This is a genomic window from Neorhizobium lilium (assembly GCF_004053875.1).
GTDB lineage: Bacteria > Pseudomonadota > Alphaproteobacteria > Rhizobiales > Rhizobiaceae > Neorhizobium > Neorhizobium lilii.
In genome coordinates this window covers 498,499-524,822 of sequence record NZ_SBIP01000002.1, presented here as the reverse complement: position 1 = coordinate 524,822, position 26,324 = coordinate 498,499, and the positions used below count along the sequence as shown (strand labels likewise).

25 protein-coding genes are annotated in these 26,324 nt (G+C 62.2%); 11 read left to right on the top strand and 14 right to left on the bottom strand.

Annotated elements, in window-relative coordinates; all coding sequences use genetic code 11:
• Positions 1-30: 30 nt before the first annotated feature.
• Together EPK99_RS08735 and queF are read left to right on the top strand one after the other, a co-directional pair.
• Positions 31-942, top strand: a complete 912-nt coding sequence (locus EPK99_RS08735; protein WP_128442647.1) for a cation diffusion facilitator family transporter — start codon at positions 31-33, stop codon at positions 940-942.
• Positions 939-1,403: a preQ(1) synthase gene (gene queF, locus EPK99_RS08730; RefSeq protein ID WP_128442646.1), complete on the top strand. Its 465-nt coding sequence runs from the start codon at positions 939-941 to the stop codon at positions 1,401-1,403. Before EPK99_RS08735 ends, queF begins: the two co-directional genes overlap by 4 nt.
• Positions 1,404-1,482: 79 nt before the next feature.
• On the opposite strand, the gene EPK99_RS08725 is transcribed toward queF, so the two are convergent.
• Together EPK99_RS08725 and EPK99_RS08720 are read right to left on the bottom strand one after the other, a co-directional pair.
• Positions 1,483-2,337 (bottom strand): DUF2076 domain-containing protein, encoded by an 855-nt coding sequence (locus tag EPK99_RS08725; protein WP_128442645.1) that lies wholly within the window; start codon positions 2,335-2,337, stop codon positions 1,483-1,485.
• Between the two features lie 101 nt (positions 2,338-2,438).
• Complete coding sequence (locus tag EPK99_RS08720; RefSeq protein WP_128442644.1) at positions 2,439-3,026, bottom strand: HupE/UreJ family protein; 588 nt, start codon at positions 3,024-3,026, stop codon at positions 2,439-2,441.
• A 221-nt stretch (positions 3,027-3,247) separates the two neighbouring features.
• Between EPK99_RS08720 and EPK99_RS08715 the strand changes: the two genes are divergently transcribed.
• The 3 genes from EPK99_RS08715 (at position 3,248) to leuA (ending at position 7,232) form a co-directional block, all read left to right on the top strand.
• Complete coding sequence (locus tag EPK99_RS08715) at positions 3,248-3,835, top strand: ATP-dependent Clp protease proteolytic subunit (RefSeq protein ID WP_128443377.1); 588 nt, start codon at positions 3,248-3,250, stop codon at positions 3,833-3,835.
• 177 nt (positions 3,836-4,012) lie between these two features.
• Positions 4,013-5,197 carry a benzoate/H(+) symporter BenE family transporter gene (locus EPK99_RS08710; protein ID WP_128443376.1) on the top strand — a complete coding sequence of 395 codons (1,185 nt, stop codon included), beginning with the start codon at positions 4,013-4,015 and terminating at the stop codon, positions 5,195-5,197.
• A 325-nt stretch (positions 5,198-5,522) separates the two neighbouring features.
• Positions 5,523-7,232: a 2-isopropylmalate synthase gene (leuA, locus tag EPK99_RS08705; protein WP_128442643.1), complete on the top strand. Its 1,710-nt coding sequence runs from the start codon at positions 5,523-5,525 to the stop codon at positions 7,230-7,232.
• 90 nt (positions 7,233-7,322) lie between these two features.
• On the opposite strand, the gene EPK99_RS08700 is transcribed toward leuA, so the two are convergent.
• From EPK99_RS08700 to EPK99_RS08685, 4 genes are all read right to left on the bottom strand, one after another.
• Positions 7,323-8,231, bottom strand: coding sequence for an agmatinase (locus EPK99_RS08700; RefSeq protein ID WP_128442642.1), 909 nt, complete (start codon positions 8,229-8,231; stop codon positions 7,323-7,325).
• 36 nt (positions 8,232-8,267) lie between these two features.
• Positions 8,268-9,107: an anti-sigma factor family protein gene (locus EPK99_RS08695; RefSeq protein WP_128442641.1), complete on the bottom strand. Its 840-nt coding sequence runs from the start codon at positions 9,105-9,107 to the stop codon at positions 8,268-8,270.
• Positions 9,108-9,110: 3 nt separating this feature from the next.
• Complete coding sequence (locus EPK99_RS08690; RefSeq protein WP_128442640.1) at positions 9,111-9,593, bottom strand: RNA polymerase sigma factor; 483 nt, start codon at positions 9,591-9,593, stop codon at positions 9,111-9,113.
• Positions 9,594-9,693: 100 nt separating this feature from the next.
• The gene (locus tag EPK99_RS08685; protein WP_128443375.1) at positions 9,694-10,650 is read right to left on the bottom strand and encodes a metallophosphoesterase family protein; all 957 of its coding nucleotides are present in this window, start codon (positions 10,648-10,650) and stop codon (positions 9,694-9,696) included.
• 64 nt (positions 10,651-10,714) lie between these two features.
• Between EPK99_RS08685 and EPK99_RS08680 the strand changes: the two genes are divergently transcribed.
• The gene (locus EPK99_RS08680) at positions 10,715-11,203 is read left to right on the top strand and encodes an NUDIX domain-containing protein (RefSeq protein WP_128442639.1); all 489 of its coding nucleotides are present in this window, start codon (positions 10,715-10,717) and stop codon (positions 11,201-11,203) included.
• A gap of 41 nt (positions 11,204-11,244) precedes the next feature.
• On the opposite strand, the gene EPK99_RS08675 is transcribed toward EPK99_RS08680, so the two are convergent.
• Positions 11,245-12,309 carry a trypsin-like peptidase domain-containing protein gene (locus tag EPK99_RS08675; protein WP_128442638.1) on the bottom strand — a complete coding sequence of 355 codons (1,065 nt, stop codon included), beginning with the start codon at positions 12,307-12,309 and terminating at the stop codon, positions 11,245-11,247.
• Positions 12,310-12,375: 66 nt separating this feature from the next.
• A complete protein-coding gene (locus tag EPK99_RS08670; RefSeq protein WP_128442637.1) occupies positions 12,376-13,377 on the bottom strand; it encodes a glutathione S-transferase family protein in 1,002 nt (333 codons plus the stop codon).
• A gap of 269 nt (positions 13,378-13,646) precedes the next feature.
• On the opposite strand from EPK99_RS08670, the gene EPK99_RS08665 reads away from it, so the two are divergent.
• Together EPK99_RS08665 and EPK99_RS08660 are read left to right on the top strand one after the other, a co-directional pair.
• The gene (locus tag EPK99_RS08665; protein WP_128443374.1) at positions 13,647-14,147 is read left to right on the top strand and encodes a GNAT family N-acetyltransferase; all 501 of its coding nucleotides are present in this window, start codon (positions 13,647-13,649) and stop codon (positions 14,145-14,147) included.
• A 70-nt stretch (positions 14,148-14,217) separates the two neighbouring features.
• Complete coding sequence (locus EPK99_RS08660; protein WP_128442636.1) at positions 14,218-15,531, top strand: MFS transporter; 1,314 nt, start codon at positions 14,218-14,220, stop codon at positions 15,529-15,531.
• On the opposite strand, the gene EPK99_RS08655 is transcribed toward EPK99_RS08660, so the two are convergent.
• The 6 genes from EPK99_RS08655 to EPK99_RS08630 form a co-directional block, all read right to left on the bottom strand.
• A complete protein-coding gene (locus EPK99_RS08655; RefSeq protein WP_128442635.1) occupies positions 15,520-15,957 on the bottom strand; it encodes a GNAT family N-acetyltransferase in 438 nt (145 codons plus the stop codon). The genes EPK99_RS08660 and EPK99_RS08655 overlap by 12 nt on opposite strands.
• A 1-nt stretch (position 15,958) precedes the next feature.
• The gene (locus EPK99_RS08650) at positions 15,959-16,375 is read right to left on the bottom strand and encodes a GNAT family N-acetyltransferase (protein ID WP_128442634.1); all 417 of its coding nucleotides are present in this window, start codon (positions 16,373-16,375) and stop codon (positions 15,959-15,961) included.
• A gap of 2 nt (positions 16,376-16,377) precedes the next feature.
• The gene (locus tag EPK99_RS08645) at positions 16,378-18,456 is read right to left on the bottom strand and encodes a hypothetical protein (RefSeq protein ID WP_128442633.1); all 2,079 of its coding nucleotides are present in this window, start codon (positions 18,454-18,456) and stop codon (positions 16,378-16,380) included.
• Positions 18,457-18,720: 264 nt separating this feature from the next.
• On the bottom strand, positions 18,721-21,567 hold the full coding sequence (locus EPK99_RS08640) for a DUF4159 domain-containing protein (protein ID WP_128442632.1): 2,847 nt from the start codon (positions 21,565-21,567) through the stop codon (positions 18,721-18,723).
• On the bottom strand, positions 21,564-22,496 hold the full coding sequence (locus EPK99_RS08635) for a DUF58 domain-containing protein (RefSeq protein ID WP_128442631.1): 933 nt from the start codon (positions 22,494-22,496) through the stop codon (positions 21,564-21,566). The genes EPK99_RS08640 and EPK99_RS08635 overlap by 4 nt, the downstream gene beginning before the upstream one ends.
• A gap of 32 nt (positions 22,497-22,528) precedes the next feature.
• Entirely contained in the window at positions 22,529-23,542 is a 1,014-nt protein-coding gene (locus tag EPK99_RS08630) for an AAA family ATPase (RefSeq protein ID WP_128442630.1), read from the bottom strand.
• A 254-nt stretch (positions 23,543-23,796) separates the two neighbouring features.
• On the opposite strand from EPK99_RS08630, the gene EPK99_RS08625 reads away from it, so the two are divergent.
• From EPK99_RS08625 to EPK99_RS08615, 3 genes are read left to right on the top strand one after another with little or no spacing between them, the layout of a single operon-like run.
• Positions 23,797-24,420 carry a DUF1285 domain-containing protein gene (locus EPK99_RS08625; protein ID WP_128442629.1) on the top strand — a complete coding sequence of 208 codons (624 nt, stop codon included), beginning with the start codon at positions 23,797-23,799 and terminating at the stop codon, positions 24,418-24,420.
• On the top strand, positions 24,417-25,052 hold the full coding sequence (locus tag EPK99_RS08620) for a CoA pyrophosphatase (protein ID WP_128442628.1): 636 nt from the start codon (positions 24,417-24,419) through the stop codon (positions 25,050-25,052). The genes EPK99_RS08625 and EPK99_RS08620 overlap by 4 nt, the downstream gene beginning before the upstream one ends.
• Complete coding sequence (locus tag EPK99_RS08615) at positions 25,049-26,311, top strand: CCA tRNA nucleotidyltransferase (RefSeq protein ID WP_128442627.1); 1,263 nt, start codon at positions 25,049-25,051, stop codon at positions 26,309-26,311. Before EPK99_RS08620 ends, EPK99_RS08615 begins: the two co-directional genes overlap by 4 nt.
• Positions 26,312-26,324 lie beyond the last annotated feature (13 nt).

Genomic DNA, 26,324 nt, shown 5'->3' with positions numbered 1-26,324 from the left:
TCACTCGCAGGCGCAATAAGGATTACGCAGGTGGAAGACAGAAGGATCGTCGAGCGGCTGGCTTTGTGGGGTATCCCCGTGTCGCTTCTCGTGCTGGGGCTGAAGCTTGCCGCCTGGTGGGTGACGGGCTCGGTGGCGCTGCTCTCGGATGGGCTGGAATCGCTGGTCAACGTGGTCGCCGCGGTGATTGCCTATTTCGTCATCCGCTATGCGCAGCGGCCTGCGGACGACGACCACCAGTTCGGCCATCACAAGGCGGAATATCTGTCCGCAGTAGTCGAGGGCGTGTTGATCGTGGTTGCAGCGATCCTCATCATCCAGGAGGCCGTTCCTGCGCTCATGGCTCCGAGCCTGCCGGAAACGCCGTGGCTGGGGCTTGCCATCAATGCTGTGGCTGGCGTCATCAATGCGGTCTGGGCAACGATCCTCATCCGGGTCGGGACAGCGCATCGGTCCCCGGCCATGACGGCAGACGGCCACCACATCATGTCGGACGTGGTGACCTCCGGCGGCGTCTTCATCGGTCTCGTGCTGGCGGTTCTGACAGGATATGCCATTCTCGACCCCTTGCTCGCCGTTCTCGTTGCGTTGAACATCCTGTGGCAGGGCTACAAGGTGATTTCCCATTCGCTCGGCGGATTGATGGACAAGGCACTGGAGCCTGGAGAAGAGGCGTCGGTGCGCGATGCGATCGCCACCCATTCCGGCGGCGCGCTCGGAGTGCATGACCTCAAGTCGCGCCGCGCAGGTGTGGTCGCCTTTATCGACTTCCATCTCGTCGTGCCGGAGATCATGACGGTGCGGGAAGCGCACAATATCTGCGATCGCTTGGAAGAGGCGATCAAAACCGTTATTCCCGGCGCCACATTGGCGATCCATGTGGAGCCGGAAGGCGAAAATCCGCATGGACAGAAGGTTGAAGTCGAAGGAAAAAGCATATGACAATGACGGATGTCAGCGGGCTGTCGCAGCTCGGCGCGCAGGTCGAAGCACCGAAAACGCCCGAAGAAGCGATGTTGGAGAAGGTGCCGAACGGCAACCAGGGCACGGACTACGTGGTGCGGTTCACGGCGCCGGAATTTACCTCGCTCTGCCCGATGACGGGACAGCCCGACTTCGCCCATATCGTGATCGATTACATTCCGGATGGCTTCCTGGTGGAATCGAAGTCGTTGAAGCTCTTCCTGCACTCGTTCCGCAATCACGGTGCCTTCCACGAAGATTGCTCTGTCTACATCGCCAAGCGAATCGTCGATCTGCTCACCCCGAAATGGCTGAGGATCGGCGCCTACTGGTATCCGCGCGGCGGCATCCCGATCGACGTCTTCTGGCAGACGGGCGAGGTTCCGGCCGGCGTCTGGCTGCCGGACCAGGGCGTTGCGACCTATCGCGGTCGCGGGTGACATTCGTTTCCCTACACCGCATGAAAAAGCGCCGGACGATCAATCCGGCGCTTAGCTTTTTCATGACGGCTGAACAAGGTCAGACATTCAGGTTGTCGTCACCACCGGTATCGTCGCTGCCGAAATCGTCCTGACTTGGATCGTAGCTGTCATTGCCAAAATCGGCCTGCTGCAGACCGTCATCGGGCGTGGGGTCGGGGAGGTCATCGCCGGAGGCTTGGCGGATCGCATCGTCGCCATAGTAGTTGTTGTTGATGACGGTTTCTTCGACCGGAGCCTGGGGCGTGCCGAAGGGGTTGGACGTTTCGTTGAAGGGCGAGCCTAGGCCAAGGGCAGAGGTATGGCTGCTGAAGGCGCTGGACAACGTGTTGGCCAACAGCATGCCGCCCGCCACGCCCGCAGCCGTACCAAGCGCACCGCGCAGGAAGCTGCCGCCGGCCGAGGGCTGGCCGCCTGCCTGATTGCCCCAACCGCTGCCGAAAGCGCCGCTCATCGGGGCCTGCTGTGGCGGCGGCGCACGATATCCGTCATCATAGTCCCGCCGTCCGTAGTTGGGATCCTGTTGATAGGACTGGCGCTGGGTATTGCCCCAAGGGCCGGTCTGTGGCGCGTTGGAGGCAGGAACCGGAGCTGGGGCACGACTGGAGCCGAAGATGGAGCTCAGGAAGCCGCCACCTTGTTCCGCGCGACGGTGATCGTCTTCGCCTGCCTCAAGCTGGCGGATGTGGTCCTCCAGCTCCTTGATTCGGTTGGCTGCGGCCTCAAGGCCCTTCTCCTGCACGATCACCGCCTGCGCCAGGTAATAGGTGGCATAGGGCTGGTCGCGCGTCGCCTGCTGGATCAGGGCTTCGGCTTCGGGATCGCGCGGCGTTGCGGATGCGGTGCGGACGCGATCGAAAAGGCCGTTCAGTAGCTGGCGTTCTTCCGGTGACATGGCTGCCTCCTTGCGGACTGTTGTCTGCACAAGGAGGTAGGCCCGGATTGCGGATTTTCAAAGCGACAGATTCTAAAATCTCTGTAACCTGGGACGGCCGTTCAGCCGAAGACCAGCGATAGACCGAGGAGGGCAGTCAATGCGCCCAGGATACGAGACAGGTTGGGGCTGAAGCGGGAGACGAAAAGGCCAAGCCCGATGCCCGACATATGCAAAAGGGCCGTCGCGATCATGAAGCCGATGCCGAATTGCAAAGCGCCGGCTGCTCCAAGCTCCACTCCATGGGCATGGCCGTGGAAAAGCGCAAAAACACCGACGACGGCCGAGCACGCAATCGTCGGCAGGCGAACGGAGACCGCAACCAGCAGACCAAGTGCAATCACCGACGCCAGGATAGCGGGCTCCACGAAGGGCAGGGGCATGCCGGCCACGCCCGCTGCGAAACCGAGCGCCATGGCGGCCACAAAGGCCAGCGGCACCATCCAGAGCGCGCGATGATCTCGGTTCTGTCCGCTGAGTTGTGCGGCCCAGAGGCCGACAGCCACCATGACCAGGATATGATCGAGGCCGAAGAGCGGGTGGGAGACGCCCGCCATGAAGGAGCCGTGCGCCAAGGGATCGAGATGCGCGAATGCGGGCACTGCCGCGGCAGCGAAAATAGCGGCGGAAATTGAAAGGCGTCTCAGCATCTTGTTCCCCTTATCGTCATGAGCGACCGATGCGAGGATAGGCAAGCGATGCGGGCCTGTCCATCGCTCCGGCAAGGAGGCTGCCTCTCTCCTCCTACGTCATTCACCTTAGTCGTGGTTCGTGGGGGTAGCTGCGCGCTCTGGTGCCGGTTTCCATTGTTTTACGGCTGCGAACACATTATGTCCCTTAGCAGAATTCCATGCAGGAGACTTTGACCGTGCTGAACGACGAAGACGACAACGAAGACAAGACGAAGGAACTGCCGCTCGGCAAGGAAACGGAGGCGAATCTTTTCAAGTCGCGTTCGATCTTCATTTACGGTTCGATCACCCAGGAACTGGCGCAGAAGGTCAACACGCAGCTGGTGGCGCTTTCGGCCGCAAGCGACGAAGACATCCGCATCTATGTGAACTCACCCGGCGGTCACGTGGAATCGGGCGATTCCATTCATGACATGATCAAGTTCATCAAGCCGAAGGTCTGGATGATCGGGACGGGCTGGGTGGCTTCCGCCGGCGCGCTCATCTATGTGGCCGCTCCGAAGGAACGCCGTATCGCGCTGCCGAACACCCGCTTCCTGCTTCATCAACCCTCTGGCGGCACCCGCGGCATGGCCTCGGATATCGAAATCCAGGCTCGCGAGATCATCAAGATGAACGAGCGGCTGATCAGGATCTTCGCAAAGGCCACCGGCCAGACGGAAGAAAAGATCGCCAAGGACATCGAACGCGACTACTGGCTGAGCGCTGAAGATGCCCTCAGCTATGGCCTGGTTTCGCGCGTCGTGACCTCGCAGAGCGAAATCTGATTGCTGATGTAATGTCTTAAATCCTCCGCTGGTGCGAGCCGGCGGAGGATTTTTCGTTTCTGCGCCCTTCGTGCGGCGTTGCTTCGGAGCGGCGTACCCGTAGGGCATTCCGACGGCTTGCCTAAAGCAGCAGCGTCATGCTCCATGCCATTTTATGTGTCGATCGAGTCTGCCCGCATGGTGAAGGATTTTTCCGTTTCGGCCTTGATGATGGGCCTGCTCACAGCCTTTGTGGGCTTCATAAGTTCGTTTGCCGTCATCATGCAGGGATTGCAGGCGATGGGCGCGACGGCGCCCGAGATCGCATCTGCGCTGCTGGCGCTTTCGATTGCCATGGGCGTGCTGGCCATCGGCTTTTCCGCCTGGTTCCGCATGCCGATCAGCATCGCCTGGTCCACGCCGGGAGCGGCGCTGCTGTCCGGTATCGGCATGATCGAGGGGGGATTTCCAGCGGCAGTCGGCGCTTTCGTCGTCTGCGCAGGTCTAATCGTGATTTGCGGTCTGTTCCGGCCGCTCGGCCGTGCCATCAGGATGATACCGGCGCCGCTCGCCAATGCCATGCTGGCGGGCATACTGCTCGCGCTATGCCTGGCGCCGGTCAAGGCCGTCGCCTTCAACCCGCTGCTCGGCCTGCCGATCGTGCTCACCTGGGCGGTCGTCGTCTCCCGCTGGCGGCTGTGGGCGGTGCCGGCATCGCTGGGCGCCCTCATCCTGGTGCTGATCTTCGGCGTCGATGTGGCGCCGGACGCCATGGCGCAGATTCGTGCAGCCGTCCATCCGGACTTGGTCTTCATTGCACCGGTGTTCACCTTGCATGGCGCGATTTCGGTGGCGGTGCCGCTGTTCATCGTCACCATGGCCTCACAGAACATCCCCGGTATCGCCATCCTCAAGCTGCACGATTACGAGCCGCCTCCCGGCGTGCTGTTTGCCGGCACAGGCCTGTTTTCGATGCTTTCCAGCCTGGCCGGCGGCGTTCCGGTCAATATGGCCGCCATCACGGCCGCCATGTGCGCCAGCGAGGACGCCAATCCGGATCCCGCCAAGCGCTACTGGTCGGCGATCGTCGCAGGTTTCGGCTACATCGTGCTCGGGTTGCTTGCCGGCGGCATCATCGCCTTCGTGTCGTTGGCGCCGCCGATACTGCTGCAGGCGGTCGCGGGGCTTGGCCTCGTCGGTGCATTTTCCAACGCCGCGTTTGCCGCCTATCGCGATCCGGAAACGCGGGAAGCCGCCGCCATCACTTTTCTCGTCACGGCGTCCGGCCTGTCCTTCGCCGGCATATCCGGCGCCTTTTGGGGGCTGGTCGCCGGCGGGGTGATGATGACGCTCAAGCATTTCGTGCGGAAGCCAAAAAGCTGATCGGGGGCTTGCCTCGATTTTCGGCCGCAGGTATAGCTTCGAACATGACCATGACAGGCGCAATCATGTCCAACCGTTCGTTCACCTGCCGCACAGCGGCGGGAACGACGGTATTTGCGCTTTCCTCGCTTCTTAGCCTCGACCTTACGCGCGGTTGCCGGGTCCGTTGAGGAGCGCCCGGCGGCCGACACGCCGCCCGGCATAAGAGCTCCTCGCACGAACATTCAAGATCAGGCCATACCAGACCGATTAAGGTCCGCATCGATTAAGGCTTTTCCCGAGCTAGGGAGCCGAACGACGCGTGAAGCGAGAAGAGACGACGACAATGGACGCAAAAACCTCATCGCCCACATCCGCCATGCCCCTGGCGGCAACCAAGTACCAGCCCTATCCGCAGGTTGATATTGCCGACCGGACCTGGCCCTCGAAGATGATCACCAAGGCGCCGATCTGGTGTTCCGTGGACTTGCGCGACGGCAATCAGGCGCTGGTCAACCCGATGGGCCATGACCGTAAGGCCCGCATGTTCAAGCTGCTGCTCGACATGGGCTTCAAGGATATCGAAGTCGGCTTTCCCTCCGCCTCTCAGACCGATTTCGACTTTACGCGCTGGTGTGTCGAAGAAGGTAATGTTTCGGACGATGTCTCGCTGCAGGTGTTGGTGCAGTGCCGCCCGGAATTGATCGAGCGCACCTTCGAATCTCTGGCCGGCGCCCGCCATCCGATCATTCACTTCTACAATTCGACAAGCGAGGCGCAACGTCGGCTGGTGTTCGGCAAGGACGTCGCCGGCATCAAGGCGATCGCAACCGACGCCGCCAAGATGATCGTCGACATGGCGGCAAAGGCGGGTGGCGGATACCGCTTCCAGTATTCCCCGGAGAGCTTCTCGGGCACCGAGTTGGAAGTGGCGTTGGAAATCTGCAATGCCGTGACGGAAATCGTCAAGCCGACGCCGGAAAACAAGCTGATCATGAACCTGCCGTTGACCGTGGAGACGGCGACGCCGAACATCTATGCCGACCGTATCGAATGGATGATCCGACATCTCGACAACCGCGAAAACCTCATCATTTCCGTGCATCCGCATAACGACCGTGGCACTGGCGTGGCTGCCACGGAACTGTCGCTGATGGCTGGCGCAGAGCGTGTCGAGGGAACGCTGTTCGGAAATGGCGAGCGAACCGGCAATGTCGATATCATCAACCTGGCGCTGAACATGTACACGCAAGGCGTCGATCCCGAACTGGATTGCTCCGATATCGAGCGGATCAAGGACGTCTACGAATATTCGAACGAGATGACGATCCCGGACCGGCATCCTTATGTGGGCGAACTGGTCTACACCGCCTTCTCGGGTTCGCATCAGGATGCGATCAACAAGGGCATGAAGGCCAAGCAGGTGGCGAACAGTCCCATATGGGAAGTGCCTTACCTGCCGATCGATCCGCGCGATGTGGGGCGCTCCTACGAGGCGATCATCCGCATCAACTCCCAATCGGGCAAGGGCGGCATAGCCTATATCTTGCAGCAGGATTACGGTCTGAACCTGCCGCGCAACCTGCAGGTGGAATATCGCGAGGAGATCCAGCGGATCACCGATGAAGAGGGCATGGAGCTTCCATCCAAACGCATCTACGGACATTTCATCAACCGCTATGTGGAGCAGCCCGAGGCGCGTCTGAAGTTTGTCGATCACCACACCTATCCGGCAGGCACGGACCATAAGGGCATTCGGATCGTCGCCGCCGAGATCACCGATCGCGGTGAGTTGAAGCGTATCGAAGGCAAGGGGACTGGCCCGATCGACGGCTTTATCAACGCGCTCTCGACGTATCTGGGCATAGAGCTGTCGGTTGCGGATTATTCCGAGCACTCGCTGCAACACGGCTCGAATGCGTCGGCCATTGCCTATGTCGAAATGGAGTACCCGGGCGGCAAGCTGTTCGGGGCCGGCATCAACACCAATATCGTTGCAGCCTCGCTGGAAGCAATCGTTTCGGCCGCCAACCGGGTGCTGCAGGCGAGAGGGTAAAAGTCCCGCCACCATCGAAAAACGAAGGCCGCTCTATCCTTGGGCGGCCTATCTTGTCGCGCAAGAAAGTGGTGCAGGCGCGGTGACGCTCTAGCCCTGCCGGACGATGGCGCCGATAACGTTGACGAGCAGGCGCGAGGCGGTGACGGCCGATAGGCTGTCGATATCGGCCTGAGGGTAGAGTTCGACGAGGTCGAAGCCTGCAATCCTGGCCCGCTTGCCAAGCCCGGCGATCAGGTCGATTGCCTGCGTATAGGTGAGGCCACCCGGGGTGCGTGCTGCGACGCCAGGCATGATGCTTGGATCGAGGGAATCGCAGTCAAGGGTGACTACGACGTGTGCTCCTTGCGGAATATGCCGGAGAGCCGCTTCGACGCCATGGGCGTGGATCTCACGGGCGGTCACCAGATGGCTTCCGAAGGCCTGGGCTGCCTCAATTTCAGCGCCACCCGCGCTGCCGACGCTGCGCAGGCCAACCTGCACCATTCCGGCGACATGGAGCATCTCGCTCGCCCGTCGCATGGGGCTGGAATAGCCAAAGCGCTCGCCATGCAACTCGTCGCGCCAGTCGATATGAGCGTCGATCTGAAGGACCCAGACCGGGCCATGGTCAGCAAAGCCGGCGATGAAGGGTATAGTGACGGAGCAATCGCCGCCAAGCAGGATCGGTACGGCGGGCATAGCCAGAATGTCCCGAGTCTTCGACTCGATTGCGGCCCGATTGCCGGCATTGTCGTGCATTGCGGTTGGGATGTCGCCTGCATCGATGCAGCTGATCGGCTTGCCATCGAATAGCGGTCCTCCGAGATCGAAATCCCAGTGGTCGATAAGCGGAGCATCCTCCTGGCTGGCGAGCCGGATCACATCGGCCGCCAAGGCATGGCCGCTGCTGTCCTTGGCCGGGTAGGTGCTGCCATGACCCGCTCCGAAAATCACGGTGCGGGGTGTTCGGTTTGGAAGGCTGTCGGGCAAGCCTAGAAATAAAGGCGATACGGTCATGTCTGCATGGCTCCGATGATGGGCTGTGCGGACGCCTCAGATCAGTCCGGCGGCCTTGGCGGCGATGTCGTCAAGATCGGCTGCGGAGGAAGGCCCGACGACAACATAGGTCGCGAGTGCCGTGTTCCAGGACACGAGGGCCGTGTCGCTGCGGATGTCTTCGATCGATTTGCCCAGGTCCGGGCTGCTCTTGGCAAAGGTGATCGCGACCACATCGCCATCGCCGTCGCTGCGCTTGTAGAAGAGGACACCCAACGGATGCCCCTTCGCTGCGACCAGACGCGCGCCTGCGAAGGTGAGGCCGCTTTCGCTCAAATCCGGAATGCGGAATCCGACGCCGGTATTGGTCGTCAGCCATTCGAGAATGTCAGCCTTCCCGTCAGGCCCGATCTCGGCCAGATGCTTGGGCTGTCGCTCGTATAGCCGGTAGGTCGCCACCACGTCGTCCAGCCAGTCCCTCTCGTCCGATGCGGGCGCCGCTAGCGCGGAAATGTCGGGACCTGCCGGATTTGCGCCGAACATATAGCCAATGCCGCCGCCCAGCGCCAAAAACAGCAGGCAGCCGGCAAGCGCCTGAGGTCCGCTCGGCCGGAAAGCGACGGGCGAGCGTGGCCCATTCGGCAGGCGTACGGCCCGGCGCGGCAGGGGCGCATTCTTGATGGTGCGCACCATTTCCAGCGGCACGGGTTCCTTCAGCAGGTCCTCGAAGAAGCGTCGCCCGGCCTCCGTGCCCCGTTTGAGCGAATCCTGCTGCGCACGGGCCTGCGGATCGTTGACAAGGAGCGCATCGATGTCATGGCGCTCCTGTTCGCCGGTTTCGCCGTCATTGTGGGCCGAAAGGCGCAGTTGCAAGAAAGAGGGCGGGCTCACCGGCATGGCTCATGCTCTCCGTTCGGCAGTTTCGACGCCAAGCGCCGCAAGCCGCAGGCGGGCCGCACACAAACGCGAGGCGAAGAGATCGCGCGGAATGCCTAGAATGGCGGAGGCTTCCTTATAGTTGAAGCCCTCGACCTCACCAAGAAGGAAGGCGCTCGCCAAGCCTTCCGGCATGCTCAAGATCGGATTGGACTGCTTCTCGGCCTCGATCGAGGCGGTGCCACGGGCTGTATCGATAGCCGCTTCGGACTTACGCTTCTTGCGGGCATCAGCACAGGTGCTACGCATCATGCTGAACAGCCAGCTTTCGATGCGTCCTTCGCCTTTCCAGTGGTGGCTTTTCTGGATGGCGCGGTTACAGACCTCGCGAACCAAATCATCCGCTTCGGGAGCCGAGGCCGCAAGCGTGAGCGCGAACCGGCGTAGTCGCGGCAGCAATGCCACGAGGTCGCGGCGGATGTCTGATATGGCAGTCGGTTGGCTCATCGGCTGAAAACAGCTTTACCTGATAGAAGCGTTGCGAATTAGGAAGTCATCCTAGCTATGAATCGATTGTGTCGATTTCGCAACAGCTGACAGGTAAAATCTACAACATTCTTGCCACGTCCGGAATGGAAAGCGGCTCACCCGGAATGGCGCCGTAGAAGACCTTGCTATCTTCAAGCGCCACGCCGCCGCCGTTTTCGGTTAGGCTGTATCGCTCCCGCAGAAGGTTCCAGTTGCCCGGCTCGCCTGTCAGCGTGAAGAGATTGTAGGCAGCGCGGGGCTTATGACCGCCGGGTCCCTGCGAGGCTGACGCGATTCCCACGACCGGGACCTGTTTCTCCCGGCCCTTGAGCCAGTAGAGCGTGTTGAGGTGCGTGTGTCCGTGGAGCACGAGTTCCGCGCCGCCGGTCGAGATAACCGCGCCGAAGCGGCGAATGCCCATCATCCGCTTATGGGAGGCGGCGGCGCCGCGAATGGGTGGATGATGGATCAGCACGACGCGAAACAGCCCTTCCTCACCGGCCTGCTTCAGAAGGTTCACCGTTTCGCGTGCCTGGCGGGAGCCGAAATATCCGGACGCCGAGAACGGAAGGGTCGCGTTGGAGGTGGAACAGCCAATGATGGCGATCGGTCCGCGGCGGCGCATGGTAGGGAAGATGTGATCGTCCTCCGGCCATTCGTCGGGATCGTTGTCACTTTTGATATATGGATACCATTCGTTGACGGATTTGTCGTGGGCGCCCGGCACATAGGCATCGTGATTGCCCGGCACCACCGTGGTGTTCTCCGGCTCACCGATTGTCCGCAGCCACTCGCCGGCAAGCCTGGTTTCGATCTTGGTCGCAAGATTGACCAGATCGCCGGTAATCATCAGCTGGTCGGGCTCACGCGTCTTCAAATCGCTCAGAAGCAGGTCGAGCGTGTTGACGAAAAGGTGCTTGCGGCGGTTTCGATGCCAGTTCACAAAGCCCGTAATGCGCTTCGAAAACAGCTCTCGGAACGTCAGTTGCGGAAGCGGCCCCAGATGGATGTCGGAAATATGCGCGAATTTGAACATGGCGCAGGCATAACGCACGAAGACGAAAATCGTTATCGATTTTCTCTCATATGGGTGAGCGCGCATGCGTAGCGACGGAATTCAGGAAATCGGCAGCCGGCGGACGCGGGTGCTGGTGTGGCTCATGCACCACGTCTTCATCCTGACGCGTGGGATGACCATGGGCGTGCGCGCCGCCTGTTTCGATAACAGCGGGCGAATTTTCCTGGTTCGTCATACCTATGTCCCGGGTTGGTATATGCCGGGCGGCGGCATGGAGCGTGGCGAAACTGCACTTGAAGCATTGGCCAAGGAGTTGCGTGAGGAGGGAAACCTGGTCGCCAGCTCTGAGCCGGAGCTTTTCCACGTTTATTACAACAGGAATGCGAGCCCGCGTGATCACGTGCTCTTCTACCGTGTGACGGTCGAGCAGACGGCGCCGCGGTCCCCCGACCGCGAGATTGCGGAGAGCGGCTTTTTCTCTCTCGACTCGCTGCCGGACGGCGTGACGGCGGCGACGCTGCGCCGGCTGCAGGAGCTTCAGGGCGAGGTGGAACGCTCGGATTACTGGTGAGACGTCAGAATAGGGGAGTGACCAATGAGCGACAAAAGACCTTAAAGGCCTACTCCGTGAACCACGGACATACCCTCGTTGCCATGTTCAAGCAACGTACGTAAGGAACGCCCTCTAACCTCTGGCTCGTCTAGAGGAAGTTCCATAGCTGGACCGAGCATCGAACCAAAAGCATGCTCTTCGCCCGAGAAGCTGCGACTGACGACACCTCGAATTACCGCTCCATGCGCTCCGAAAACTGGCGCTCCGCTCATTTTTCCGGGGACACGGGCGTCGAAGTCGAAACAAGGTCCAGGTGTTGAAACTTCTCTCGCGAGGTGATTTTGCGGAAATGTGCTAAGAATGTTTCCAGCGGTGACATAAGTGTTGAGCCGAAACGCTCTATCAGAAATGCCTCCGGTTTTGCTGTTGATCTGAATGTCCGGCATCTCTGCATAACCTATCGAATATGCTTCTTCGCCCGGCATAAATGGATAGAGGGACATATTAAGCGGCTGATGCGGTTGCCCATTTGGCATTTCCGGAATTTTGCAGACGGCTACATCTGTCAGATATTCCCAGCGATCATCTTCATGTAGCAACGGGCTCTGTTTCCATTCGCCCCACGCCCACATTTTCTTAAACGGAAAGAAACGAAATGCTTTCGCGAAGTAGATGCCGCCCACTGGCGCCATGTAAGGAATCATAACCCCAAAGTTTAGATCCTCGCGATGCTCTACCTTTCCTCCAACACGCGTGGCGCCGTAGCCGGATTCTAGTGGATCAAGGAGGACATGGCCTGCTGTGATTACATATCCCGTGCAACTAATAATCGAAGCGGTGCCGATGCATCTGATCTCTGTTTCTCCTTCAAGCCAAGCCACAACCGGCACGATGCTCTGCTGCATTAAATAGTCTGTGGTGCCGACAAGAGATAGTACATCCGGAAACTGGCCGTTTGGATGATTGGTCATCAGTTCAAGGTCGCCACCCAGAAGAAAGTAGCGTTCATCGCGTCCAGACTCCGATCGCAGCGTCAGTCCCTTTATGTCGTATATCGCCCAAATCCCATCGGCTCGTCGCGTCCAGAGGGATTTTAAGATTTGTAAGGGAAACTTGAGCGACATTTGGAGCTTTCTTGGATCGAAGTGGATTGCCGGGGGTCGGCTGTGTAGGCAACCTGCAGTTTGCGCTCAAGCCGCCCGTCGCAACTTCTCCCGACCATGCGGCGCGTCGAGATCGAGAACCGGTCCAACAGGCACGATGCCGGTCGGATTGATGGTCTTGTGGCTCTGGTAATAGTGGTTCTTGATGTGGAAGAGATTGCAGGTCTCGGCCACGCCGGGCTGCTGGTAGAGGTCGCGGAGATAGCCTGACAGGTTCGGGTAATCGTCGATACGGCGGATGTTGCACTTGAAGTGGCCGACATAGACGGCATCGAACCGCACGAGCGTGGTGAAGAGCCGCCAGTCCGCCTCGGTGGCATGGTCGCCGAGGAGATAGCGCGAGCTGCCAAGCCGTTCGTCCAGCCGGTCGAGGGTTTCGAAAAGCCTGGTTACGGCCTCCTCATAGGCTTCCTGCGTCGTGGCGAAGCCAGCCTTGTAGACGCCGTTGTTGACGGTGTCGTAGACCAGCGTATTCATGGCGTCGATCTCGCCGCGCAGGTCCGCCGGGTAGAGGTCCAGCGTCGATCCGGTCAGGCCATCGAAGGCGCTGTTGAGCATGCGGATGATCTCGGCGCTTTCGTTCGAGACGATGGTATTCTGATGCTTGTCCCAGAGGACAGGAACGGTGACGCGCCCCGAATAAACGGGATCTGCCTTCAGATAGACCTGGTAGAGATAATCGGCGCCGAAGAGATCGTCGCCGGTCGCGCCATTTTCGTCATTGTCGCGCTTCTTGAACTCCCAGCCGTTCTCGACCATCAGATAATCCACAACGGACACCGAGATCAGATCCTCCAGCTTCTTCAGCTTGCGGTAGATCAGCGTGCGGTGCGCCCAGGGACATGCGAGCGAGACATAGAGGTGGTAGCGCCCGGCCTCCGCCTTGAAACCGCCGCGACCCGAAGGACCGGCTGCGCCATCGGCGGTTACCCAGTTGCGGAACTGCGAGACCGATCTTTCGAAGCGGCCCTTGCTGGCTTTGGTATCGTACCAGACGTCTTGCCACTTGCCCTCGACCAGCATGCCCATGACCATCTCCTTGTTCGCGTTGCCCTATAGATACGCCAGTGCACCCATATGGCGAGGTCCTGTTTTGCGAACGCATTGTTTTTGGATTGGACGGCTGAAGTTTTTCTTGCTAAGGGCGTTTTCGAACATCGAGGACTTTCCATGACTGAAGCACGGACCCTGCGACGACGCTGAACCTTCGACAAGACGCTTTGCTGCGTCATCGATCTCGCTTGTCCTTGTCCGCTCATTTTCTACGGCTTCAATCTCCCATGTCCAAGCACAACCTCCTGCCCAAGCACGACCTCGTCTACCTCACCGAAGATGCCTCTCATGATGATGTCATCGAGCTCATCAACGAAGAAGCATTCGGTCCCGGCCGCCATACGCGTGCTGCCGCCCGGATCCGGGAACAGGGGCCGCATGATCGGTCGCTGTCTTTCGTCTGCGCCGACGACGGCGAAACAATTGCCTCCGTCCGGATGACGCCGGTGCTGGCGGGCAGCGTCAAGGGACATCTGCTCGGCCCGCTTGCGGTGCGTCCGTCGCACAAGAACCGCGGGATCGGCCGCGAACTCGTCCGCATCGCCATTGAGGCTGCGCGGCGTAAGGGGTCGGAAGCCGTCATTCTGGTTGGTGATCCGCCCTATTACGGTCCGCTCGGGTTTGAGAAGGTCGCCTTTGCCGCACTTCAGTTTCCCGGACCTGTCGATCCCAATCGGGTGCTTGTGGTCCCGCTTGGCCATGAAGTCCATGCACGACTGAAGGGCATGATCGGCTGGCGGCCCTGACAGGTTTCGGATAAGCCTTTGCCGAGGCTGGCCGGAGTCATCCTCATGGCAAAGGGCGGGGCTGGGGCACATGAGCACGATTACACTGGACGAGGCGTTGGACCGGGCGGGCGCAGGGCGGTATCAGCGCAGGCTGATCGGCGTTTTCGGGCTTGTCTGGGCGGCGGATGCCATGCAGGTTCTTGCCGTCGGCTTCACGGCGGCGTCGATCGCCGCGAGCTTCGGGCTGACTGTTCCCGAAGCTCTGCAAACAGGCTCCGTCTTCTTTCTTGGCATGCTTTTCGGCGCGATCGGCTTCGGACGGCTCGCCGACCGTATCGGCCGCCGGACGGTGCTGATCACCACTGTCGCCTGCGATGCCTTGTTCGGCATACTCTCCATCTTCGCGCCAGACTTCACCATTCTGCTCGTTCTGCGTTTTCTGACCGGGATGGCGGTGGGCGGCACGCTGCCCGTCGATTACGCCATGATGTCGGAATTTCTACCGGCCAAGAATCGCGGCCGCTGGCTGGTGCTGCTCGAAGGCTTCTGGGCCATCGGCACGCTGGTCGTGGCACTGACGGCCTGGATTGCGAGTACGGCCGGTATTGCCGATGCCTGGCGGGTGATCTTCGCGGTGACCGCACTTCCGGCGCTGGCCGGCATCGGCATGCGTGTGCTCATCCCCGATTCGCCTATCTATCTGCTGCGGGCAGGCCGTGGCGAGGAGGCGCGAGAAGTGCTGAACCGCATGCTGGCGGTCAACGGCCGGACGGAACTCGCCGATGACGAGGAGATTGCACTGCCGCCCGCCTCGCCGCGAACCGGCCTATTCTCGCCGGATCTGCGCAGGCGAAGCATTACCATTCTCTCCATCTGGTTCCTGGTTTCGGTCGCCTATTACGGCGTGTTTACCTGGATGCCGGCAAGGCTTGCGGGCGAGGGCTTCGGCTTCGTGCGCGGCTACGGCTTCCTGGTGCTGATGGCGCTTGCGCAGCTGCCGGGTTACGCACTGGCCGCCTATGGGGTGGAGACATGGGGCCGCAAGCCGACCCTGATCGGCTTCTGCCTTCTCTCGGCCTTCGGCTGCCTGCTGTTCGTTGCCGCCTTCAACGCTCTCCTTATCGCTTCGTCGCTGATGATCATGAGCTTTGCGCTTCTCGGCACCTGGGGCGCCCTCTATGCCTACACGCCGGAGCTTTTCCCCACCCGGTCGCGGGCAACAGGCATGGGAGCCGCAGGTGCCATGGCGCGCCTTGGCGGGCTGCTGGCACCCTCGCTGATGGGCTATGTCGTTGCACATGGCTTCGGCCTCACGGTCGGCATCTTCGCGGGCCTGCTTCTGATTGCGGCTATTGCGGGTATGACGATGACGACCGAGACGCGCGACGCATCACTCGCCTGAAGCGGGTTCCGATGCAAAGCGCTTCTCAAGCCAGGTGACGGCATGGCCGCCTGCGAGCTCCTGCAGGCTGCCGATCTCGCGGTAACCTTGTCTCAGGTAGAGCTGCCGCGCCTGCGGGTTCATGGTGTCGATATAGGCGCCGATGCAGCCCCGCCGGCGCGCCTCTTGTTCGGCCATATCAAGCATGCGGCCAGCCAAGCCCCGGCCGCGAAGCTCTTGCGGAACGAAGAGCATGGACGTGTAGAGCCAGCCGCGGCCGGTATAGCCGACAAGGCCGCCGGTGATCGCGCCTTTATCGTCGTAAAGCGGTATGTAGAGATCGCGCCGATCGCTCTCTCCGAATGTTTCGAGATTGTAAGCCTTCAGACGCTCCAGGATCTCCGTCTCTTCCTGCGGAGCCAAGCCTTCGGTGATGGCAAGTTCCATTCTAGAGCGCTTTTTTGAGGAAGGTGCGGGTACGGTCGGTCACGAAGCTCGGCAGTTCGCCAAAGACCTCATAACCCTGCCGCATATAGACTTTGCGGGCGTTAGGGTTGAACGTGTCGATCCAGGCGCCGTGGCAGCCACGGCGGCGGGCCTCGTCCTCTGCCTGGGTCAGAATGCGGCCGGCCCAACCCTGTCCCTGCAGCGAGGCCGGAATGAACAGCAGTTGCGTAAACAGCCAGCCCCAGGCGGTGTAGCCGGACAGGCCGCCGATGGCGCGGCCGCTCTCGTCGCGGATCAGCACCGTGAGCGTTTGCCGGTCGGAGGGACCGACTTCCATCTGGTTAAAGGAGGTCAGGCCTTCAGAGATGATCGCCAGTTCGTCGGGCGAAGGCGCCGCCGTGAGGTCGATGGTTGCCATGGTCAGCGGCCCTCCCGCCACCAGGTGCCGGCAATCACCAGGAGCAGCGCCGACAGGCCGGCAAAACCGGCAAACAGCGGCAGCGTGTTGATGCCCCGCAGCACGGTTTCGTCCGTCATGCGGATGACCATGCGGTTCGGATCGCTGACCCGCACCTCGCCGCGCACCGGCAGGATATCCGGCAGCGAAATCGTGTCGCCAGAGGAGACGCGGGTGACGAGGCCCCGGGTCTTGTCCGCATAGGGCTTCAGGGTCTCCTCCGTCGAGATCATCGCCTTGAATTCCGGCGCATCCACGGTTCCCACATGGACGAGCGTGGAGAACTGACCGTTGGAGACCTCGAACAGGCCGGTCTCTTCCATGCGACGCTCCAGCTTGTATTGGCCGGGTCCCGCCGCCGTCATCGCCATGGTTTCGGTGCGACCGGAGGGATACTTGATGGTCGCGGGGCCGGGATCGGCGCCAATTGTCTGGCGGGTCGCTTCGAGCGAGCGGCCGGAGGCGCGGGCGGTCAGCGCCTCCTCCTCCAGTTCTGGCTCCTTCATCAGCCAGTGGGCGATGCGCCGGTAGAGCGACACATGCGGGCCGCCGCCTTCGAAGCCGCGAGCCCAGAGCCAGCCCTGGTCGGAGAGGAGCATGGCGACCCGGCCCTGGCCCTGGCGGTTCAGCACGAGGAGCGGGCGGTTGCCATCGCCTTCCATTACGGTCTGCCCGCGCGGCGGATCGACGTCCACCGTGCTGAACCAGCGGCCCCAGGCGGGCGGATTTGCGCCTGAGGGGTCAAGGCCGCGGGTCACCGGATGCTTTGCCCCGAGTTCCGACAGATGCGGATAGAAGGCCGCATTGTGCATTTCGCCGGTGGGAGCGGCGGGCAGGACCTGTTCGAGCGGGGTAGCGGCAATCGAGTCCTCGCCGGCATGTTCTGGACCAGCCGCGATCAGAAGCGCGCCGCCGTTTTCGACATATTGAGCGATGTAGTCGTAATAGAGGATGGGCAGCACGCCGCGATGCTTGTAGCGGTCGAAGATGATCAGGTCGAAATCCTTGATCTTCTCCACGAAGAGTTCACGCGTCGGGAAGGCGATCAGGGACAGCTCGTTGATCGGTGTGCCGTCCTGCTTTTCCGGCGGCCGCAGGATGGTGAAATGGACGAGATCCACCGAGGCGTCGGATTTCAGGAGATTGCGCCAGGCGCGCTCGCCCGCATGCGGTTCGCCGGAGACGAGCAGGACCCGCAGGTTCTGGCGGATGCCGTCTATCACATGAACGGCGCGGTTGTTTGCGGTGGTGACCTCGCCCGGCAGTTCTGCGACGGAGAATTCCATGACGTTGTTGCCGCCGCGAGGGACAGTGAAGGAGAAGGGCGTCTCGGTTCCCGGTCGTGCCCGGAGCGTCGCGATCTGCTCGCCGTTCATACGCACCGTCACTTCCGCCGTGCCGCCATTCTGGCCTGCCGGCTGGCGACCGTCATCGAAAACGCGCAGGGTCAGTTCCTGCTCCTCGCCGACAATGCCGAAGCGCGGCGCGCGCACCACTTCGACGCGGCGATCGAATTCGTCCGGCTTGCCGGTGATCAGGCCGTGAACCGGAGCGTTGAAGCCGAGATCCTGGTTGACGCCAGGCAAATCGTGGATCTGTCCATCCGTCAGGAAGACGGCGCCGCCAACGCGAGCCGGAGGCACATCCGACAAGGCGGAGCGCAGGGCGGTGAAGAGCTTTGTAGCAGGCGTGTCGGAGTTTTCGTCGTCCGCCACCTCTACGATGCGGGTTTCGATGCGCGGATAGCGGGAGAAGCGATCCTTGAGGCTTGCCAGGGCTTCGTCCGTCTGTTGCTTGCGGCCGGCCGTATCCTGGCTTTGGGAGCGGTCCACGATCACGGGAACGATGGTCGATAGCGGTTCGCGGTCTTCCTGGTTGAGCGTCGGATTGGAGAGCGCAAGCAGGAGGGAGGCGAGTGCCAAAGCGCGGATGCTTGCGCCTCGCACACCGCGCCAGAAGGCGAGCGCGGCCAGAATGAGAGCGAGTACGGCTAGACCTGCCAGCACCGGCCAGGGGAAGAAGGGTGCAAATTCAATGGTCATGAGGAATTCCCTCTAGGGGAGAGGGGGGAAGGTGAAGGATGCCGGAGCCTCCATGCGATTCCTGTATGGGGGATGGAGTTGGTGCAATCGTACAAAAGGGCCCTCTCTGGCCTGCCGGCCATCTCCCCCACAAGGGGGGAGAAAACCCGCGGCAACCACCCACCACCATCGAGCCTCGGCGTAACGGCTGGGTTAAGCCCTCCCCCTTGTGGGGAGGGTGGGGAGGGGTCTTTTTCTATACGCGACTTGCTCACCATCATTGCGTCACTGCCCAAGCCGTTCCAGGAGAGCCGGCACATGCACCTGATCGGCCTTGTAGTTGCCGGTCAGCATGTACATCAGGATGTTGACGCCGGCGCGGAAGGCATATTCCCGCTGCATCTCGTCCGGCGGCACTGTCGGCAACACAGGCGAGCCCTGTGCGTCGATCGCCCAGGCTCCCGCAAAGTCGTTGCCGGTGATGAGGATCGGCGTGACGCCGTCGCCGGTCGAGGAGAGCTTGGAGCCGCTGTTCTTGGCGTCCTGACGGGCTTCCACCCAAAGCGGGCTTCCGGCATAGCGGCCGGGAAAATCCCGCAGGAGGTAGAAGGAGCGGGTCAGCACATGGTTTTCCGGCGTCGGCTCGAGCGGCGGGATGTCGATGTCGGCAAGAATGGCCTGCAGGCGCTGCGCGTTGGGGCTGGAGCCGGCGCCATCCAGCGCCGAGATCTGGTCGCGGGTATCGAACAGCACGGTGCCGCCATTGCGCATATACGCGTCGATGCGGGAAATCGCAGCCTGCGAGGGCATGGGGGCGGTTGCTGAAACAGGCCAGTAGATGATCGGGTAGAAAGACAGCTCGTCCTTGGCGATGTCGAGACCGACGGGCGCGCCCGGCTCCAGTGTCGTCCGGTAGGTGAGGAACTGGCTCAGCCCTTCGAGACCCTGCTGCGAGATGCGGTCTACATCGGGTTCGCCCGTTGTGACATAGGCGAGATGGGTTGTATCCAGCCGTTCCAGGATCTGGTCGTCGCCGGGTTTTGCCGCCGCGCCGGGCGCCATGTCCTGCGCCTGAAGATGTCCGGGCGAGAAGGCCAGAGGCCCGAAGGCGAGCAGACCTGCCAGGGCAGCCGCGGCGCCGCCTGCCGTGCCCCGATGCGAACGGTTGCGCGGACCTCTGGCGAAGGCGCCGTTCATGAAGAGGATGACGAGGCTGTCGAGCACCAGCAACGCGAAGGCCAGCGCGAAGAGGGCGGGCCGCAACGAACGAGCTTCGCCACCGGCCAAGCCTTCACGGGCGATATTCTGTCCCGCGCCTGCGGCATCGAAGGGAGCCAGTACGGTTTTCGGGGCCAGAAGGTTGACGGCGCTATAACCGTCTTCGGTGCCGTAGAGGCCAGGCGGATGATCGAAGCTTGCCACGGGTGTTTCTCCCGGACGGATGGCGATCGGTCGCGCCGTCCCGGTTTCGGTGGTGAGGATGCCGTCGGCGGTCAACAGCCGGTAGGGCGGCAGGGCGGCGGCGGCTCCCTCTGCGCCAGTCGTTGCGGCGCCGCCTGCGCGGGCAAGCTGAACGAGACGCCGCAGCATTTCCACGAAATTGCCGGAAAGCGGAAGGTTGGACCAGCTCGCCTCGGCGCTGGTGTGGAAGAGCACGATGCGTCCCGCCTCCACTTCCTTTTCAGTCACGAGCGGTGTGCCGTCGGCAAGGCTCGCCCAGGTGCGCTCGGCCAGATCCGGGCTCGGCTCGGCCAGAACCTGACGGCTGACGGTGATGTCGGCGGCGCGCGGCAGGCCGGCAAAGGGACCGAAACTGGGAAACTCCGCCAGCGGTTGCGGCTCCGACCAGGACATGGCGCCGCCGAGCGCGCGTTCGCCCTGGCGCAGCACGACAGGCACCAGCGGATCATCGGCGGGCGCGGCGGCAAGGCGCGGGCCTGCAAAGCGGATCAGCGTGCCACCCCGGGCGATCCACCGCTGCAATGGCGCATAGGTCTCTGCCGGAAGGCGGCCGATATCGGCCATGACGATGGCTGACGGGTTGCTGGCGATCAGTTCCGGGATGGAGGCGGCGAGGTCGGCCGTGCGGGGCTCCACGATATCGGCATAGGGCTGAAGAGCGCGGCTAATATAGTAAAGCGGCTGCAGAAGCGGTTGCAGATCGTTGCCGCCGTCTCCTGCCAGCAATGCGACGCGGCGGCGCTTGAAGCCGTCGTCGAGCAGATGGGCGGTGCCGGCCGTCGCCATGCCTTGCACGTTCAGCCGCGCGAAATCGTTTCGCAGCTCGAAGGGGGCGGTGATCTCCGCGGTGGCGGTGGCGGCACCCACTGCGAAGTCGAGCGTGCCCGATGCGAGCGACCGTCCCTGGCTGTCGAGCGCATCGACGATCGCCTGTTGCGCCGTCGCGGTAACCAACCGGGTCGCGGTGACGCTTAGCGCCGTCGCGTTGTTGTTGGCGTCGGTGATGGCAAGGGCGCTGCGGCCGTCACCTTCGATCAGGCGCAGATCCGCCGGCGACAGGGCGGCGAGGGAGGCGACAGCATCGCCATCGCTTGCGGCCGCAACACCATCGGAAAGAAGGACGAGCGTGCCGGGGCGGGTGCCGTTCAGCGCTTCCGCCACCGCTTTGGCGGCACGGGCACGATCTGGGACCAGCGGCTTCGGGCCGGCCGCGGCGAGCTTTTCGCGGGCGTCAGCAGCCGTGCCCGGCGTCGCTTCCTGGCTTGGATCGGCGGTGAAGGCGATCGAAACCGGGATATCGGCGTTTTCGGCATCGTCGATCAGAAGCCGGGCAGTCTGTACGCGGCGATCCCAGTCCGGAGCGGTCGCCCAGCCGTTATCGACCACAAGCACCAGCGGGCCTGCGGTGTTGAGCGAGTTGGTGCGCGGATTGAGGATAGGATCGGCAATAGCAAAGATGACCGCTGCGGCGAGCAGCATGCGCAGCAAGGTCAGCCACCACGGGCTCTTGGAGGGCGTCTCCTCCCGCGTCAACACGGATGCGAGGATGCGCAGCGGCGGGAAGACTTCCGCCTTGGGGCGCGGCGGCGTCAGCCGCAGCAGCCACCAGATCATCGGCAGGGCGATCAGGCCAAGGAGAATTGCGGGACTGGCGAAAGCAAGAGCGCTCATGCCTTGCCTCCTGTCGGCCGCTCGATTGCCCTTTGTGCCGGCATGCCGGAAAGATAGCCGTGGACTGCGACCAGCGCCTCGGAGGCAAGATGATCCGTGCGATTGAAGACGAAGCTCCATCCCAGCCGCCGCAGCGCTTCGCCGAGTGCCTGGCGGCGAGCCCAATAGGCGCGCTGGTAGAGGTCACGGATATTCTCTGCCCGGCCTGCGACGAGCTTCTCGCCCGTCTCCGGATCGACGAATTCGGTGCGGCCGGAATAGGGAAAGGTCTCTTCGGCCGGATCGGCGATCTCTATCACATGGCCACGCAGGCCGCGGCGACCGAGCGGCGCGATACGGTTCATCACCGCATCCGCTTCATCGAGAAAATCGCCGATCAAGATGATGTCGCTCTGGCCGCGGATCATGGCCGTATCGGGTAGACCCGTTGCCTGGGGAGCGTGCATGATGGCGGTTGCCAGCCTCTCGGCGGCATTGCGTGACGAAACCGGCTCCATGATGCCGGGGCAGCCGATGCGTTCGCCCGACCGTGAGAGGATTTCGGCGAGCGCCAGCATGATGACCAGCGCGCGGCTCTCCTTGGAGACCTGCGCCAGCGTCGACTTGTACATCATCGACGGAGAAAGGTCGGCCCACAGCCAGACGGTATGGGCCGCTTCCCACTCGCGGTCGCGGACATAGGTATGGTCGTCGCGGGCGGAGCGGCGCCAGTCGATGCGCGACAGGCTTTCGCCTTCAGCATAGGGGCGGAACTGCCAGAAGTTCTCGCCGATGCCGCGTTTGCGGCGGCCGTGCCAGCCGGCAATCACCGTATTGGCGATGCGCTTGGCCTCGACCATGCAATCGGGCACCAGCATGGCCCGCGCCTGGGCGCGGGAAAGGACGTCATTGGTGGGCGTCTGTTCGACGATCTGGCCAATGGATGCCACGGGGTTCCTTTCTAGCCTTGCGGGGAGCCGCCTTAGCCGCGGGCCTGCTTCACCAGGCCGGCAATGACGTCGCGCACCGACATACCCTCGGCGCGAGCCGAGAAGGTGAGAGCCATGCGGTGCTCCAGCACGGGTTCCGCCAGCGCATAGACATCGTCGAGCGATGGGGCGAGGCGGCCTTCGTAGAGCGCACGGGCGCGGGCGGTGAGCATGAGCGACTGGCCGGCGCGCGGGCCGGGACCCCAGGCGACATGCTTGTCCGTGGTGACGTTGCCTTGGCCGGGACGGGCGGAGCGGACCAGCGAAAGGATCGCATCAACCACCGTGTCGCTGACCGGCATCTGACGGATCAGCATCTGGATTTCCTGCAGGCGCGCCGCATCGATGACGCTTTCCGGCTGGCGCTCCGAAAGCCCGGTCGTCTCCAGCAGAATCTGGCGCTCAGCGGTGAGATCCGGATAGAGCACGTCCACCTGCAACAGAAAACGGTCGAGCTGAGCCTCGGGCAACGGGTAGGTGCCTTCCTGCTCCAGCGGGTTCTGGGTCGCCAGCACATGGAAGGGCGCCGGCAGGTCGTAACGCTGACCGGCGACGGTGATGTGGTATTCCTGCATGGACTGCAAAAGCGCGGACTGGGTACGCGGCGAAGCGCGGTTGATCTCGTCTGCCATCAGCAATTGAGCGAAAACCGGGCCTTTGATGAAGCGGAAGGAGCGGCGCCCGCTTTCGTCGGCGTCCATGACTTCGGAGCCGAGGATATCGGAGGGCATCAGGTCCGGCGTGAACTGGATGCGGTTGGAGTCGAGACCCAGCACCGAGCCGAGCGTGGTGACGAGCTTGGTCTTGGCAAGGCCCGGAACGCCGACAAGCAGCGCGTGGCCACCGGAGAGAACCGCAAGCAGCGTGTTCTCCACCACCTTTTCCTGGCCGAAGATCACCTTGGCGATCTGGGCACGGATGGCGGCGATATCGGCAAGAGCACTTTCGGCGGACGCGATGATGGCCTTCTCGTCGAGCACTGCCTCGGTGGAATTCATCATGCCCATATCGCTCTCCAACATGCTTATTCGGTAGATCGCACAGCCAAGGCATCGTGCCTGATGGCGAATCGCTGCGGTGCGAAATACGCCCATTCAACCAAACTTATTACCCGAAAGAAGGCTGACAAGCGCGTATTGAATGACTATCTCGTGAGGAACGATAGCCTTGTCGAGTGCTTATACCAAGGATCAATGATCGAGCCGATCCTATAGATCCCTATCATTGATCCTTGGTGTTACGTGTGAACCGGGACTGAAAGATGGCGGCACAGATGACAAATTCGGAAGGCGACGCGGCGGGACTGGCGGCTTTGATTGCCCGTGCCTCCGAACAGACCGGTACTCCCGGTCGGGGCCTCCCGCCGGTCGAAAAGTGGAACCCGCCTTTCTGCGGCGATATCGACATGGAAATCCGCGCCGACGGTACGTGGTTCTACATGGGGACGCCGATTGGCCGGGCTCCGCTGGTGCGGCTTTTCTCCACGGTGCTGCGCAAGGATGAAGACGGGAAAACATATCTTGTCACGCCTGTGGAAAAGCTCGGCATCCGTGTTGTCGACGCGCCGTTCCTGGCCGTGGAGATGCAAGCGGTCGATGGGCCGGGCGGACCTGTGTTATCCTTCCGCACCAATGTCGGCGACGTGGTGGAGGCAGGCAGCGATCATCCCTTGCGCTTCGCGATCAGTGGCGAGACAGGGGAGCTTAAGCCCTATCTGCATGTCCGTGGGCGGCTGGAGGCGCTGGTTTCCCGCGCGGTGATGTACGACCTTGTGGCACTGGGAGCGGTGGTGGCTGTGGATGGTGTGGACATGTTTGCCATTCGATCCGGCGCTGAACTGTTTCCCATCATGCCGGCAGCCGAACTGGACCGCCTGTCGCAATGACCGACGCATTTCCTTTCTCAGCCGGCGAATTTCGGCGACGCGCGCTTCGTCAGCGTGGCAGTCCGATCGAGAATGCGGCGCGCGAGCATGGGGACCATCTGCTCAACCCGACGCTGGTCGATTATGCACAAGGCCTCAAGCTGAAGGATGCCGCGGTGCTGGTGCCGGTGGTCGATGATGGCGAAGACGCCAAGATCATCCTGACGCAGCGTACGTCGAACCTGCGCAAGCATTCGGGCCAAATCGCCTTTCCAGGCGGCGCGATCGATCCGGAGGACGGATCTCCGGAACGGGCCGCCATTCGTGAAGCGGAAGAGGAAATCGGCCTTGCGCCGCATTTCGTGGAAACGGTTGGGCGGCTGCCGACCTATTTCGCCACGACCGGTTTCCGGATCACGCCGGTGCTTTCCGTGGTGAAGCGCGGCTTCGAGCTGAAGCTCAATCCGACGGAAGTGGATGAGGCTTTCGAAGTGCCGCTATCGTTTCTGATGAACAAGGCGAACCACCAACGCAGTTCGCGCCTGCTGGACGGAAGAGAGCGGCACTTCTATCTGATGCCCTACGAGCAGCGCAACATCTGGGGCGTCACAGCCGGTATTCTCCGGACATTGTATGAAAGGCTCTACGCATGACCTCTGTTGGAGACGACGCCTGGTTCCGCGATCCGGCGCTTCAGCGTGTGCTTTCGCTCCTGAATATTGACGGGGCAGAGGCGCGTATTGCAGGCGGCGCTGTGCGCAATGCGTTGATGGGAATGCCGGTCTCCGATGTGGACATCGCCACGACGCTTCTGCCGGAGCAAGTGGTGGAGCGTGCGGTGAAAGCAGGGATCAAAGCGGTGCCAACGGGGATCGAGCACGGTACGGTAACGCTGGTCACCGACGGCAGGCCATTCGAGGTGACGACGTTGCGGCGCGACGTGGAAACCGACGGGCGGCGCGCCAAGGTAGCTTTCGGAACCGATTGGCAGGCAGATGCGGAGCGGCGCGACCTCACGATCAACGCGCTCTATGCGGATGACCAGGGGGAGGTGATCGATCTCGTCGGCGGCCTCGCGGACATCGAAACGCGCACCATTCGGTTCATCGGCGACGCCGCGCAACGGATCGCGGAGGACCATCTGCGGATACTCCGCTTTTTCCGCTTCTTTGCACTTTATGGTTCCGGGCGGCCAGACGCCGATGGCCTGAGGGCGTCGGCGCGCGCCAAGGACAAGCTTTCGACGCTTTCGGCCGAACGCGTCTGGGCGGAAACCAAAAAGCTTCTTTCGGCTGCAGACCCCTCCCGCGCCCTGTTGTGGATGCGGCAGGTGGGCGTGCTGACGGAAATCTTGCCCGAGACGGAAAAGTGGGGCATCGACTCCATTCACGGACTGGTAACAACGGAGGCCGCGTTCGGCTGGGCGCCTTATCCCCTGCTGCGGCTCGCCGCCATCGTGCCGCCCGATGCGGAAAGGCTCAATGCGCTGGCGACGCGGCTGCGAATGTCGAAGGCGGAGACAGCGCGGCTGGTGGATTGGGCGAAAGCGCCAGTCTTGCCGGACGAAGTAACCGATGTCGGCTTCGACAGGCTGCTCTACCGTCATGGCGCCGACGGCCTTGTCATGCGGCTGAAGCTCGCGCTCGTGTCGGCGCGCTCGGCGGACGAAGGAGATCCGGTGGCGATGCGCAAATCGGCGCGGCTTTCGACGCTCCTGCAGCGGGCGGAGAATTACCGAAAGCCGGTGTTCCCGATGACCGGTGCCGACGTTGTCGCGGCAGGCGTGCCCGCCGGAAAGCGGGTCGGCGAAGTGCTGAAGCTGCTCGAGGATTTATGGGTGGAGCGCAATTTCACTCTCGACCGGGCGGTACTGACCGCCCGGCTGAACGAGATGATCGCGGATTCGCTTTAATCGTCTTCGGCCG

Bases quoted from the DNA above. Each gene is read 5' to 3' on its own strand.
- EPK99_RS08670 (WP_128442637.1), bottom strand. From the start codon at position 13,377: ATGGGCATGCTGGTCGAGGGCAAGTGGCAAGACGTCTGGTACGATACC.
- EPK99_RS08625 (WP_128442629.1), top strand. From the start codon at position 23,797: ATGGCGGCACAGATGACAAATTCGGAAGGCGACGCGGCGGGACTGGCG.
- leuA (WP_128442643.1), top strand. From the start codon at position 5,523: ATGGACGCAAAAACCTCATCGCCCACATCCGCCATGCCCCTGGCGGCA.
- EPK99_RS08690 (WP_128442640.1), bottom strand. From the start codon at position 9,593: ATGAGCCAACCGACTGCCATATCAGACATCCGCCGCGACCTCGTGGCA.
- EPK99_RS08655 (WP_128442635.1), bottom strand. From the start codon at position 15,957: ATGGAACTTGCCATCACCGAAGGCTTGGCTCCGCAGGAAGAGACGGAG.
- EPK99_RS08650 (WP_128442634.1), bottom strand. From the start codon at position 16,375: ATGGCAACCATCGACCTCACGGCGGCGCCTTCGCCCGACGAACTGGCG.
- EPK99_RS08615 (WP_128442627.1), top strand. From the start codon at position 25,049: ATGACCTCTGTTGGAGACGACGCCTGGTTCCGCGATCCGGCGCTTCAG.
- EPK99_RS08675 (WP_128442638.1), bottom strand. From the start codon at position 12,309: ATGTCGCTCAAGTTTCCCTTACAAATCTTAAAATCCCTCTGGACGCGA.
- EPK99_RS08645 (WP_128442633.1), bottom strand. From the start codon at position 18,456: ATGACCATTGAATTTGCACCCTTCTTCCCCTGGCCGGTGCTGGCAGGT.
- EPK99_RS08685 (WP_128443375.1), bottom strand. From the start codon at position 10,650: ATGTTCAAATTCGCGCATATTTCCGACATCCATCTGGGGCCGCTTCCG.
- EPK99_RS08630 (WP_128442630.1), bottom strand. From the start codon at position 23,542: ATGGGCATGATGAATTCCACCGAGGCAGTGCTCGACGAGAAGGCCATC.
- queF (WP_128442646.1), top strand. From the start codon at position 939: ATGACAATGACGGATGTCAGCGGGCTGTCGCAGCTCGGCGCGCAGGTC.
- EPK99_RS08695 (WP_128442641.1), bottom strand. From the start codon at position 9,107: ATGCCGGTGAGCCCGCCCTCTTTCTTGCAACTGCGCCTTTCGGCCCAC.
- EPK99_RS08620 (WP_128442628.1), top strand. From the start codon at position 24,417: ATGACCGACGCATTTCCTTTCTCAGCCGGCGAATTTCGGCGACGCGCG.
- EPK99_RS08710 (WP_128443376.1), top strand. From the start codon at position 4,013: ATGGTGAAGGATTTTTCCGTTTCGGCCTTGATGATGGGCCTGCTCACA.
- EPK99_RS08720 (WP_128442644.1), bottom strand. From the start codon at position 3,026: ATGCTGAGACGCCTTTCAATTTCCGCCGCTATTTTCGCTGCCGCGGCA.
- EPK99_RS08700 (WP_128442642.1), bottom strand. From the start codon at position 8,231: ATGACCGTATCGCCTTTATTTCTAGGCTTGCCCGACAGCCTTCCAAAC.
- EPK99_RS08660 (WP_128442636.1), top strand. From the start codon at position 14,218: ATGAGCACGATTACACTGGACGAGGCGTTGGACCGGGCGGGCGCAGGG.
- EPK99_RS08725 (WP_128442645.1), bottom strand. From the start codon at position 2,337: ATGTCACCGGAAGAACGCCAGCTACTGAACGGCCTTTTCGATCGCGTC.
- EPK99_RS08640 (WP_128442632.1), bottom strand. From the start codon at position 21,567: ATGAGCGCTCTTGCTTTCGCCAGTCCCGCAATTCTCCTTGGCCTGATC.
- EPK99_RS08680 (WP_128442639.1), top strand. From the start codon at position 10,715: ATGCGTAGCGACGGAATTCAGGAAATCGGCAGCCGGCGGACGCGGGTG.